The following is a 13,000-nucleotide window of genomic DNA, read 5'->3' on the forward strand; positions in this document are numbered from 1 at the left end:
TAAATGTTTACAAAAAAAGGATTATTGCTAGTTGTATCAGGTCCATCAGGTGCAGGAAAAGGTACTATTTGCAAAGAACTACTTAGAGAGAATGATACAATAAAACTTTCTGTATCAGCTACTACAAGAAAACCAAGAGCAGGAGAAGTTGATGGAGTAAATTATTTCTTCATAAGTAAAGAAAAGTTTGAAGATATGATAGGAAAAGGTGAGTTTTTGGAGTATGCTCAAATTTATGATAATTTTTATGGAACTCCAAAAGCAGCAATAATGGAATGTTTAGAAAAAGGACAGGATGTGCTACTAGAAATTGAAATGCAAGGAGCAAAACAAATAAAAGAGGTTTGTCCAGAAGGCGTATTTATATTTGTCCTACCTCCATCACTTAAAGAATTAAAAAATAGGATTGTTGGAAGAGGTACAGAGACAGAAGAAGAAATAGAAAAGAGATTTAGTTGTGCATATGAAGAAATAAAAATGATTAAGGATTATGATTATTTTATATTTAATGAAGATGTAAAAATATCTGCTAAAGAAATAGAAGGTATAATATCATCTGAAAAGAATAAAGTTAGCAGATATAAAAATATTATAATAGAGAAATTCAAGGAGGAATTATAATTATGTTAAAACCATCTATCAATGAGGTACTAGAAAAAATAGACAACAGATATTATTTAGTAGGGACTGTTTCAAAGAGAGCAAGAAAATTAATTGATGGAGAAGAGCCATATGTTCCAAACAAAGATAAAGAAAAGCCTGTATGTGTAGCTACTAAAGAAGTTGCAAGTGGAAAGATAACATATAGATTATTAACAGAAGAAGAAATAGAGATAGAAGAAGCTAGACACTACGCTGAGCAACACCAACAAATTTCAGAAGAGGAGTAAGGTAATGCTAAAAAATAAGACTGTTGTAATTGGCATAAGCGGCGGAATAGCTGCATACAAGGCTTGTGATGTTGTAAGTAAATTAAAAAAGTTAAATGCAAATATCCATGTTATAATGACAAAATCAGCAACAGAATTTGTTAGACCACTTACACTTCAATCACTAAGTCAAAATTATGTAGTAGAGGATATGTTTGAAGAACCAAAATCTTGGGAAGTTGAACATATATCATTAGCGAAAAAAGCAGATTTGTTTTTAATAGTACCAGCAAGTGCAAATGTTATAGGAAAAATTGCAAATGGTATAGCTGATGATATGCTAACAACTACTGTTATGGCAACAAAAGCACAAGTTTTAATAGCACCAGCTATGAATACTAATATGTATGAAAATACAATTGTCCAAAAAAATATAAAAACTTTAGAGGAATTTGGATATAAATTTATAGAACCAGAAAGTGGAAGACTTGCATGTGGAGATATTGGAGCAGGAAAACTAGCTAAATCAGATGTAATAGTAGAGGCAGTTTTAGCTAATCTTACGAAAGAGCAAGATTTAAAAGGTCAAAGTATAATAGTTACAGCTGGACCAACTGTAGAAAGTATAGACCCAGTAAGGTATTTAACTAATAGGTCTTCTGGTAAAATGGGATATTCTATAGCTAAAGAGGCTATATCTAGAGGTGCTGATGTAACATTAATATCAGGTCCTACAAATCTCTCTATTCCACAAAACCTTAAAAAATTTGTACAAATAGAATCAGCACAAGATTTGTATGAGGCAGTAGTATCAAATTTAAACGAAAATAAAATAGTAATTCAAAGTGCAGCAGTTGCAGATTATAAGCCAAAAACTTATTCTGACAAAAAGATTAAAAAGAATAATGATGATTTATCAATAGAATTAAGTAGGAATTATGACATTGCTTATGAAATAGGAAAAATAAAGGAAGATAGGATATTAGTTGGATTTGCTGCTGAAACTAACGACCTAATAGAACATGCCAAAGGAAAAATTGAAAAGAAAAATTTAGATTTTATTGTGGCAAATGATTTAACTAAAGAGGGAGCTGGTTTTAGAACTGATACTAATATTGTAAAAATAATAGATACAGAAGGAAATATTACTGAGTACCCTAAAATGAAAAAGGAAGAAGTAGCTAATGTTATCTTAAATAAGATTAAAGTGTTACTTGAGAAATAAGAACTTTTTTAAATATGATATTTGTGTATTTTATCACAGCTAAAGTGGCTGAAAGCTACAATTTACTTTTAGCGAGTAAAAACTCGCAAATGTCAGTTAAATTGTGGTTTTCAGCATTTATTTTGCCATAAAGTATAAAATATGATTAATAGTTAATTATTAAGATATATCTAATATTAGTAATAACTTGAAACTTTTTAGGTATGCTGAGATTTTTTGATATATTATAAAATGTGTTAAAATATGAGCAGTAGATTAATTTTAAGTAGGGGTTTTACAATGAAAAAATATGCAAAGGTAATAGTTAGAAGTAATACTATATACACAGACAATTTATTTACATATCAAATTCCTGTATTTTTAGAGGAAGTTATAAGTGTTGGGCATAGAATATTAGTGCCATTTGGAAGAGGTAATAAACCAACAGAAGCCTTTGTATTTCAACTTACAGATAATTTAGATGAAAAAATAAAGACTAAAGAAATCATAGATATATTAGATGAAAATCCAATATTTAGAGAAGAAGATTTAGAGTTGGTTTACTGGATGAAAAATAGATATTTGTGTACTTATATAGAGTGTATAAATTTGATATATCCAAAAGGATATAAACTAAATAATTACAAAGTAGTTTTACTAGGTGAAAAGCTAAATGGATTAAGTGAGACTGAATTAGATGAAAAGATATCGAAGCTGAGTGATAAAAATAAAGAGATAGTAGAAAAAGTAGTTGAGAGTAAAGGAAAAATTAAGGTTGATAAGTTAAAATATATACCGAATCTAAATAATTCTCTATATACAATGAATAAAAATGGAATTATAAAATTATGCTGGGAATACAAAAATCATAAAAATGAGAAGAAAGTATGCTATGTATCTTTGAGTTTAGAAAATGATAAAATTGATGATTATATAGAACAAAATAAAATAAGCATAGGAAGCAAGCAAAAAGAGATATTAAATTTTCTTAAAAACAATGAAAATGTAGAGATAAATGATTTATTGGATTTATTAAATGCTTCAAAGCAGAGTATAAATTCTTTAAGTAAGAAAGAGTTAGTAACTTTAGAATTTAAAGATTATTATAGAGAGCCAAAAAGTATTTACAAATCTATATCAAAAAGTATAAAATTAAACAATGAGCAACAACAAGCGGTTGATGAGATAAATTCAAGTATGTTTATAGATGATAAAAAGCCATATTTAATTCATGGTATAACTGGAAGTGGAAAGACTGAAGTTTATATGGAAATAATAGAATTTGCATTAAGCCAAGGTTTAGATAGTATATTTTTGGTTCCTGAGATAGCATTAACTCCCCAAACTATAGATAGATTAAAGAGTAGGTTTGGGGATTTAGTTGGAGTGTTTCACAGTAAACTATCTGAAGGAGAAAAACACGATGTTTATAAAGCTGTTAAAGCTGGAAAGATAAGAGTTTTAATTGGTGCTAGGTCAGCACTATTTGCTCCTTTTAATTCTTTAGGATTGATAATAATTGATGAATTTCATGAGTCATCATATAAGTCTGAAAAAAATCCTAAGTTTAACGCTATAGAAGTAGCTAGATTTATGGCATTAAAAAATAATCTAACTCTTATTTTAGGTTCAGCAACACCTTCAATTGAAGAGTATTATAGAGCAAAAACTGGTGAATATAAACTTATAAATATAAAAAATAGAGCAAACAATAAACCACTTCCAAATATTGAAGTTGTAGACATGAAAGATGAATTAGATAGAGGTAATAGAAGTATATTTAGCTTAAAACTTCAAAGAGAAATAAGTTGGGCGATTGAAGAAAATAGTCAGGTAATACTATTTTTAAATAGAAGAGGTTATGCAAATTTTGTATCATGTAGAAAGTGTGGTTATGTGTTTCAATGTGAAAATTGCGATATATCTTTGACATATCATAAAAAAAGTAATATTGGAAGATGCCATTATTGTGGATATGAAAGAGAAATTCCAAAAGAATGTCCAGAATGTGGAAGTCATTATGTCAAGCCATTTGGAGTAGGAACTCAAAAAATCGAGGAAGAGTTAAAATGTATTTTTCCAAATATAAAAACTTTGCGAATGGATAAAGATACAACCTCAAAAAAGGGTTCATTAGAGGAAATACTAAATAAGTTCAAAGATAAAGAAGCAGATGTATTGATAGGAACGCAGATGTTAAGTAAAGGATTGGATTTTGACAATGTAACTTTGGTAGGCATTTTATCAGCAGACATGATACTAAATTTTCCTGATTTTAAAAGTTTTGAAACAACCTTTCAGTTGATAACTCAAGTTTCTGGAAGGGCAGGAAGAGCAGATAAAGAAGGTAAAGTAGTACTTCAAACATATGATACTGAGCATTATGCTATTAAACATGCCATAGAGTACAATTATGAAGGTTTTTATGAAGATGAGATAAAGATAAGAAGGGCATTTGGATATTCTCCTTTTAATAACATGTTAAGTGTAGTTGTTAGTGGCGAAGATGAAAGATTAGTTATAAAAAATATAAAAAATATGCATGCATCTTTGATTTATTTATTAGAAAAAAGGAGTATAAATGACTTAGAGTTTATATTAGGACCCAATCCATGCTCAATATCAAAAATAAATCAAAATTATAGATGGCAGATACTCTTTAAAGATGAAAATATTGAAATTAATCTCTTAAAGGGTATAATAAAATATATATGTATAACAAAACGAGATTTGATATTTGATAAGAATATTAATGTATCTATAGATATTAATCCAAATAGTGTATTATAAATTTAGGAGGAAGTGTAATGGCTTTAAGACAAATAGTTCAAATAGGAGAACCAGTACTAAGAAAGAAATCAAAAAAAGTTGAAAAAATTGATGCAAAAATAATACAATTGTTAGACGATATGGCAGAAACTATGTACGATGCAGATGGTGTTGGACTGGCTGCACCTCAAGTTGGAATTTTAAAAAGAGTGGTAGTAATTGATATTGGAGAAGAACTTATAGAACTTATAAATCCAGAAATAATAGAAACATCTGGAGAACAAATAGATGATGAAGGTTGTTTAAGTGTTGTTGGAGAATCTGGAGAGGTTAAAAGACCAAACTATGTAAAAGTTAGAGCTTTAAATAGAAATGGAGAAACAATAGAGTTAGAAGGGGAAGAACTTTTAGCTAGAGCATTTTGTCATGAAATAGACCATCTAGATGGAATACTATTTGTTGATAAAATAGAAAAATAGTAGGGGTTGATTTGATGAATATAGTATTTATGGGAACTCCTGATATAGCAGTTCCTTGTTTACAAAAAATAATAGATGAAAAGTATGAAATACTAGGAGTTGTAACTCAGCCAGATAAACCAAAAGGAAGAGGTAAAAAACTTGGCATGAGTCCAGTAAAAGAGCTTGCAATTGAAAATAATATACCTGTATATCAACCAATTAAAGCTAGAGACAAAGATTTTATAGACACAATGAAATCTTTAAATCCAGATGTAATGGTAGTAGTGGCTTTTGGGCAGATACTTCCAAAAGAAATATTAGAAATTCCTAAGTTTGGATGTATAAATGTACATGTTTCTTTACTTCCAAAATATAGAGGTGCGGCACCTATAAATTGGGTAATAATCAATGGCGAAGAAAAAACTGGTGTTACAACTATGTATATGGATGAAGGCTTAGACACTGGAGATATGATATTAAAGACAGAAGTAAATCTTGATGAAAATATAACAGCAGGAGAACTTCATGATAAAATGATGAATATAGGAGCAGAAACTTTAAAAGAAACATTAAAGTTGATAGAAGAAGGAACTGCCCCAAGAGAAGTACAAAATCATGAGGAATTTTCTTATGCACCAATAATGAATAAATCACTAGGTAATATAGACTTTTCAAAAAATGCTAAGGAAATACACAATCTAGTTAGAGGTGTAAATCCATGGCCAAGTGCTTATACTACTTATAATGGTGTAACAATGAAAATTTGGAAAACTAAAGTATTAGAGGAAGAAAGTACCAAAGATGCAGGTACAATAATTGAGGTAAATAAAGATGGCATAAAAGTAAGTACTAAAGATAAGGTACTTTTAATTGAAGAAATTCAGATGCCAAATAAGAAGAAAATGCTGGTTGGAGAATATATAAAAGGAAATACTATAGAAATTGGTGTAGTATTGAGTTAGGTGAAAAATATGACAGATATAAAAAAGTATTTAACAAGTGTTGGTATTTTAGTCTTAATATTAGGGATTTTAATGGGAGTTACAAACTTTTTTATAATTAGTTTGACTCAAATATTTTCCTTAGGAATAAATACTGTAGTAATATCACTAATACTTATAATACTATGCTCAACAATAGTTACGTATAGAGTAATTAAAGGAAAAAATGTTAACTCAAATATAATGAAAATAAATTTTAAAATTGTTAGTGTATTATTTCCCATTATATCTTTTATTGCATCATCATTTGGTATGTCAAAAAGTGAAATTAGAAGAATATATATAAAGTTAAATAATGAATATATATACAGTAATAAATATAATTTTAATCCAGAGGATATAATAATTTTAATACCTCATTGTATTCAAGAGAATAGTTGCAAACTAAAAGTTACTAATGATATAGATAATTGTAAGAAATGTGGAAAATGCAATATAGGAGAATTAGCTGAGCTAAATAAAAGTGTTAAAGTAAAAGTATTTGTAGCTACAGGAGGGACTCTAGCTAGAAAAATTATAATTGACAATAAACCTAAAGCTGTTATAGCTGTTGCATGTGAGAGAGATTTAACATCTGGAATACAAGACATTAAAAAAATTCCTGTTTTAGGGGTATTTAACAAAAGACCTAATGGACCTTGTATAAATACTAATGTAGATATAGTGGATATTAAAAAAGCTATAAGTTTTTTAACAGGAAAAGTATATTAGCTTGTAATTAAACTGTTTTTAAGTTATGTGAATATTAAAGAGGATGTATAATAAAAATATATTTTAGGAGAGTGTTATTTATGTACCCTGTATATGGCGGTTTTTGGGGATTTGACCCAACGATGATTATATTAATTCCAGCTATATTATTCACTGCATATGCTCAATTTAAAGTGAGCTCAACAACAAATAAGTATTTAAGAGTAAGTACACGTAGAGGATATACTGGAGAACAGACAGCAAGAAGAGTACTTGATTCAAATGGTTTGTATGATGTAAGGATAGAAATGGTTAGAGGGCATTTAAGTGACCACTATGACCCAAGAAGAAAAACTGTAAGATTATCAGAGGATGTATATTATGGAACATCAATAACTTCTGTTGCAGTAGCTGCACATGAATGTGGTCATGCAATGCAACATGCTAAAGGTTATGCACCTCTTCAAATAAGAAGTAGTTTGGTGCCAGTAGTAAACTTTGCTTCAAGCATTTCTTGGTTTTTAATATTTCTAGGATTTATTATGGCTGGACCATTTCTAAAAATTGGGATATTATTGTTTTCAGCTTCAGTACTATTCCAAATAATAACATTGCCTGTAGAATTTAATGCTTCTAGCAGAGCAATTGTTCAACTTGGAAATCTAGGTATTATAGATGAGGGTGAGGTAAGACAAAGTAGAAAAGTGCTTTCAGCAGCAGCCTTAACATATGTTGCAGCAGCACTAGTTTCAATACTTCAATTACTTAGATTGTTACTAATAGCTCAAAGAAGAGATGACTAAAAATAAAGTGGGTTGTTTAGAAACAACCCTTTTTTATGTTTAATAAAAGGGAGAAATTTATATGGATGCAAGAGAAATTGGATTTAAAGTATTATGCGATATAGAGAAAAATAATAACTATTCAAATATTGCAATAAATAAGCATTTTAAAAACTTAGAAATAAGCGACATGGATAGAGGACTTGCAACAGAGTTAATCTATGGAGTAGTAGAAAATAAATATTACTTAGATTATATAATTAATAAACTTTCAAAAATAAAAGTAAAAAAAATGTCAACTTATGTTAAAATCTTTTTAAGAATGGGAACATATCAAATTTTATTTTTAAATAGTATATCAGATTATGCAGCAGTTAATGAAACTGTAAAATTATCTAAAAAATATGATAAAAAATCTTCTGGTTTTATAAATGCTATTCTTAGAAATGAAATAAGAAATAAAGATACTATAATGGACATAACTGAGGAAGATAGTGTAAAATACTTATCTATAAAGTATTCTTACAACTCTTGGATTATAAAAAATTGGATAGATAATTTTGGACAAGAATTTACTGAAGATTTATTAGAAGCAAACAATGAAAAGCCTAGTATTTATATAAGAACAAATACACTTAAAATCAGCAGAGAAGAGCTTATTGAAAAATTAAATCAAGAGGGTATTATGTGTTTGAAAGTCCCTATGGTGGAAGAAGCTATAAAAGTCGAAAAATTAAAAAATATAGAAAATAATGAGTTATTTAAGGCTGGTTTATTTACAATTCAAGATATAAGTTCTATGATAGTAGGGAAAGTAATTAATCCAAAGGAAGATTCATTGATTTTGGATGTATGTAGTGCTCCTGGTGGAAAATCTACTCACTTAGCCACTTTAATGAATAATACAGGTCAAGTAATAGCTAGAGATATTTTTGAGCATAAACTAAAGCTTATAAAAGTTACTGTAAATAGACTTGGTCTTAAAAATGTATGTGTAGAAGGATTTGATGCTTCTGAAATTGATGAAAATAGCATAAATAAATTTGATTATGTTTTAGCAGATGTTCCTTGTTCTGGCCTTGGTATAATAAGACGTAAACCAGAAATTAAATACAAGAAAGAAGAAGAGTTAGAAGATATTACTTCTATACAAAAGAAAATATTAGAAAATGCATCAAAGTATGTTAAAATTGGAGGAACTTTAGTATATAGTACATGTACAGTTCAAGACATGGAAAACATAAATATAATTAATTCTTTTATTGAAGAAAACAATAATTTTGAATTGACTCCAATTGATACAATAAATGTAGATTTAGACAATCAAGATAAAGGATATTTAAAAATATATCCCAATATTCATGGTATAGATGGTTTTTTTATAGCAAAATTAAAGAGAATAAGGTAGTGAATAGAATGGAAGAGAAAAAAATAGTATTAAAAAACTTGACTGAAGATGAACTCAAGGAATTTATGAAAACTATAGATGAAAAACCTTTTAGAGGGAGCCAAATATTTTCTTGGATATATAAAGGTGCAAAAACTTTCGATGACATGAATAATATACCAAAAAGTTTGAGAAATAAATTAGAAGAAGTTTCATGTATAGGTCATATAGATATAGAATTAAAGTTAGAATCTAAGGTAGATGGGACAAAAAAATATTTGTTTTTATTAGATGATGGAAATATAATAGAAACTGTGATGATGGATTATGACAGTAGGGTTACTGTTTGTGTTTCTAATCAAGTAGGATGTAGAATGGGATGTAACTTCTGTGCATCTACAATGGATGGACTGATTAGAAATTTAGAACCATGGGAGATTTTAGACCAAGTTATTAAGATTCAAGAAGATACTGGCAAAAGAGTATCAAATCTTGTCTTAATGGGAAGTGGTGAACCACTTGACAATTTTGAAAATACAAAACAATTTTTAAAAATAATTAATGAAAAAAATGGTCTTAATATAGGGTATAGACATATAACTCTTTCAACTTGTGGGATAGTGCCAAAAATGTACGAGTTGGCTGATTTGAAAATAGCTATAAATTTGGCTTTATCACTTCATTCACCATATGATGAAGAAAGAAGAAAGATTATGCCTGTAGCAAATGCCTATTCTATTAAAGAAATACTAGATGCATGTAGATATTATATAAAAAAGACAAATAGAAGGGTTACATTTGAATACTCTCTTATAAAAGGTGTAAATGACTCAGAAAATGAGGCAAAGGCACTAGCAAAGCTTTTAAAAGGTATGCTATGCCATGTAAATTTAATACCAATAAATAAGGTTGAAGAAAGAGAATATGAAAAGCCAGACAAGGCATTTATTTATAAGTTTAGAGATAGTTTAGAGAAAAACAATATACCTGCTACAGTTAGAATGTCTATGGGTTCTGATATTAGTGGAGCTTGTGGCCAATTGAGAAGAAAATACAAGTAATATGTAAGGAGGAAGTCGTATGGTTTATAGTTGTGCCTCCCATATAGGAAAAGTAAGAAAAAACAATGAAGACTATTGTGAGGGAGAAGTTATAGATACAGAACATGGTCCAATAGGAATATTTGCCATAGCTGATGGAATGGGTGGACATAAAAAAGGGGAAGTCGCCAGTAAGTTAGCAGTAGAAAATATAATTGATTTTCTAAAAGAAAACTTATTACAGCATGATAATGTAAAAATAGACTATATAGATGATATACTAAAACAGGCTTATAATAATGTAAACTCAATTGTGCACAAGAAATCTATGGAAGATATAGCATTTGAAGGAATGGGAACTACATTAGTTACAGCGATAGTGTATAATAATGTCTTGTATGTGGCAAATGTTGGAGATAGCAGATGTTATTTGTTAACAGATGAAAAATTTGATAAAATAACTATAGACCATTCTGTGGTTGAAGAACTTATGATGGCTCATGTTATTACAGAAGAAGAAGCGAGAAGACATCCACAGAGAAATAGAATAACTAGAGCAATTGGAACAGATGATATGGTTGTTGTAGATATTTTTAAGAAGGAAATCAAAAAAAGTGATATAATACTTCTTGCAACAGATGGATTAACCGGGTTTATTTATGACGAAGATATAAGAAGTTTAATATTAGATTATGAATATGAGAGAATTAGTGATATAAGTGATGAATTGATAAGCATGGCCAATGATGTTTCTGGTAAAGATAATGTTTCGGTGATAGTAATAAAAGTATAATTAGGACGGTGATATTGTGGGAGATACAATTTTAGGAAATAGATATGAAATCATCAGGAAGATTGGTGATGGAGGAATGGCCTTTGTATATGAGGCTAAAGACAGATTATTAAACAGGACTGTTGCACTTAAAGTACTCAGACCTGAATTTGTAGATGATGATGAATTTTTAACAAAATTTAAAAGAGAAGCAGAAGCAGTAGCAAGCCTTTCACATCCAAATATAGTAAATGTATATGATGTTGGGGAAGATGGAAAAGTTCACTACATTGTAATGGAATTTGTAGATGGAAAAAATTTAAAGGAAATTATACAGGATGAAGGGATATTAGACGAATATACTGCACTAGATATAACAAAACAAATAGCTATGGCACTTAGTGCTGCACATAAAAAGGGGATTATACATAGAGATATAAAACCTCATAATATTCTCATATCCAATGAAGGAAGAGTAGTAAAAGTAGCTGATTTTGGTATAGCCAAAGCTGTCTCAAATTCAACAATGACTAATATTGGTAGTATAATAGGTTCAGTACACTATTTTTCACCAGAGCAAGCTAAAGGAAAGTTTGTAACTAATAATGCAGACTTGTATTCTTTAGGTATAGTTTTATATGAAATGCTGATAGGAAAAGTACCATTTAGAGGAGATAGTCCAATTTCTATCGCACTTCAACATATTAATGATGATATAGATTTTACATCAGAAGAAAAAGTTAGGATTCCTCAAAGTGTAAGAACTACAATAAAAAAGCTTACAGAAAAATCTAGTGCAGATAGATACCAAACTGCTGAAGAGTTAATAGAAGATATAGATTATATAGAAAAAAATATTGACTTAGATTTTATAAAGGAATATGATGATTTTGCAACGAAGAAAATTGATGAAAAAGAAATTAGTAAAGCTGTAAATCCAGTACTTGCAAAGCCAGTTCCAGAAAAAGTAGTTAAACCTATAGAAGTTGCTGATTTAGATGAAGATGATGATTTTTATGAAGAAGATGAAGATGAGGAAGAGATAATGAGAGCTAAAAAGAATCAAAAACCTAAGAATACTCAAAGTAAGAGGGCTAAGAAAAAGAAGAAAAAACAAGAAAGTCCTAAAGCTAGAAAAAGACTAAAGGTAGTCGCAGCAGTTTTGATAGTAATCTTATGTGCACAAGTATTCTTAGCATATAAATTTTTATTTGCTGGAGGATTTGGTAGTAAAGATTTAACTGTTCCTAATCTTGTGAATATGACATTAGAGGAAGCACAAAGTGAAGTTGAAAAAGAAGGATTGTCCTTAAGTGTAAAAAGTGAAGAGTATAGCAGTGAGGTTGACAAAAATTGTATAATATCGCAAACACCTGAAGGTGGAAGTACAAATATTAAAAAAGGTGACACTATAAATGTCGTTGTAAGTAAAGGTGCAAATGAAGCTTCAGTTCCCAATGTAGTAGGTATTACTTTAACTAATGCAAAAAAAGTTATAGAGGAAAATAAATTGAAAGTTGGTACTGTCAAGTACGAATATAGTTCAGTATATAAAGAAGGTACAGTTTTAAGTCAGAGCCCTAGTTCTGGTTCATCAAGTGTTCAAGAAGGTGATGAAATAGACCTATATGTTAGCAAAGGCCCAGAAAAATCAAATACGCCAACGCCAACAACACCAAATAAGACTCCAACAACACCAAACGAGGATGATACAACAACACCTGGTTCAAACTCAGGAAATAGTGGAGGAAATTCAGGAGGTTCAAACTCAGGAAATAGTGGAGGAAGCTCAGGAGGTTCAAACTCAGGAAATAATGGAGGTAATTCAGGAAATAATGGAGATAATTCAGGAAATAGTGGAGATAACTCAGGAAATAGTGGAGGAAACTCAGGAAATAATGGAGATAATTCAGGAGGCTCAAACTCAGGAAATAGTGGAGATAACTCAGGAGGTTCAAACTCAGGAAATACTGGAGAAACTCCATCAGGAACTGGTGGAAATATTGGCAAATCAGAATAAATATT

Annotated in this window: 12 protein-coding genes; all 12 read left to right on the forward strand. The window is 29.4% G+C overall.

What is annotated here, in order from left to right; all coding sequences use genetic code 11:
* Nucleotides 1-3: 3 nt before the first annotated feature.
* The 12 genes from gmk (at nt 4) to pknB (ending at nt 12,995) form a co-directional block, all read left to right on the forward strand.
* Entirely contained in the window at nt 4-621 is a 618-nt protein-coding gene (gene gmk, locus KGF45_RS07160) for a guanylate kinase (RefSeq protein WP_227828111.1), read from the forward strand.
* Between the two features lie 2 nt (nt 622-623).
* On the forward strand, nt 624-890 hold the full coding sequence (gene rpoZ / locus KGF45_RS07165; protein ID WP_227828112.1) for a DNA-directed RNA polymerase subunit omega: 267 nt from the start codon (nt 624-626) through the stop codon (nt 888-890).
* A gap of 4 nt (nt 891-894) precedes the next feature.
* Nucleotides 895-2,094 carry a bifunctional phosphopantothenoylcysteine decarboxylase/phosphopantothenate--cysteine ligase CoaBC gene (coaBC, locus tag KGF45_RS07170; RefSeq protein ID WP_227842079.1) on the forward strand — a complete coding sequence of 400 codons (1,200 nt, stop codon included), beginning with the start codon at nt 895-897 and terminating at the stop codon, nt 2,092-2,094.
* A gap of 279 nt (nt 2,095-2,373) precedes the next feature.
* Nucleotides 2,374-4,863 (forward strand): primosomal protein N', encoded by a 2,490-nt coding sequence (gene priA, locus KGF45_RS07175; protein WP_227842081.1) that lies wholly within the window; start codon nt 2,374-2,376, stop codon nt 4,861-4,863.
* 17 nt (nt 4,864-4,880) lie between these two features.
* Nucleotides 4,881-5,321, forward strand: a complete 441-nt coding sequence (def, locus tag KGF45_RS07180) for a peptide deformylase (RefSeq protein ID WP_227840365.1) — start codon at nt 4,881-4,883, stop codon at nt 5,319-5,321.
* 14 nt (nt 5,322-5,335) lie between these two features.
* The gene (fmt, locus tag KGF45_RS07185; RefSeq protein ID WP_227842083.1) at nt 5,336-6,265 is read left to right on the forward strand and encodes a methionyl-tRNA formyltransferase; all 930 of its coding nucleotides are present in this window, start codon (nt 5,336-5,338) and stop codon (nt 6,263-6,265) included.
* Nucleotides 6,266-6,274: 9 nt separating this feature from the next.
* Complete coding sequence (locus KGF45_RS07190; protein WP_227828117.1) at nt 6,275-7,015, forward strand: DUF116 domain-containing protein; 741 nt, start codon at nt 6,275-6,277, stop codon at nt 7,013-7,015.
* A gap of 80 nt (nt 7,016-7,095) precedes the next feature.
* Nucleotides 7,096-7,797: a zinc metallopeptidase gene (locus tag KGF45_RS07195; protein WP_227842085.1), complete on the forward strand. Its 702-nt coding sequence runs from the start codon at nt 7,096-7,098 to the stop codon at nt 7,795-7,797.
* Between the two features lie 61 nt (nt 7,798-7,858).
* A complete protein-coding gene (gene rsmB / locus KGF45_RS07200) occupies nt 7,859-9,184 on the forward strand; it encodes a 16S rRNA (cytosine(967)-C(5))-methyltransferase RsmB (RefSeq protein WP_227842086.1) in 1,326 nt (441 codons plus the stop codon).
* A gap of 8 nt (nt 9,185-9,192) precedes the next feature.
* On the forward strand, nt 9,193-10,224 hold the full coding sequence (gene rlmN, locus KGF45_RS07205; protein WP_227828119.1) for a 23S rRNA (adenine(2503)-C(2))-methyltransferase RlmN: 1,032 nt from the start codon (nt 9,193-9,195) through the stop codon (nt 10,222-10,224).
* Nucleotides 10,225-10,243: 19 nt separating this feature from the next.
* Nucleotides 10,244-10,996 carry a Stp1/IreP family PP2C-type Ser/Thr phosphatase gene (locus tag KGF45_RS07210; protein WP_227432480.1) on the forward strand — a complete coding sequence of 251 codons (753 nt, stop codon included), beginning with the start codon at nt 10,244-10,246 and terminating at the stop codon, nt 10,994-10,996.
* Between the two features lie 16 nt (nt 10,997-11,012).
* Entirely contained in the window at nt 11,013-12,995 is a 1,983-nt protein-coding gene (pknB, locus tag KGF45_RS07215) for a Stk1 family PASTA domain-containing Ser/Thr kinase (RefSeq protein ID WP_227828120.1), read from the forward strand.
* Nucleotides 12,996-13,000 lie beyond the last annotated feature (5 nt).

Source organism: Clostridioides sp. ZZV14-6154 (assembly GCF_020657785.1).
Classification (GTDB): Bacteria; Bacillota; Clostridia; order Peptostreptococcales; family Peptostreptococcaceae; genus Clostridioides.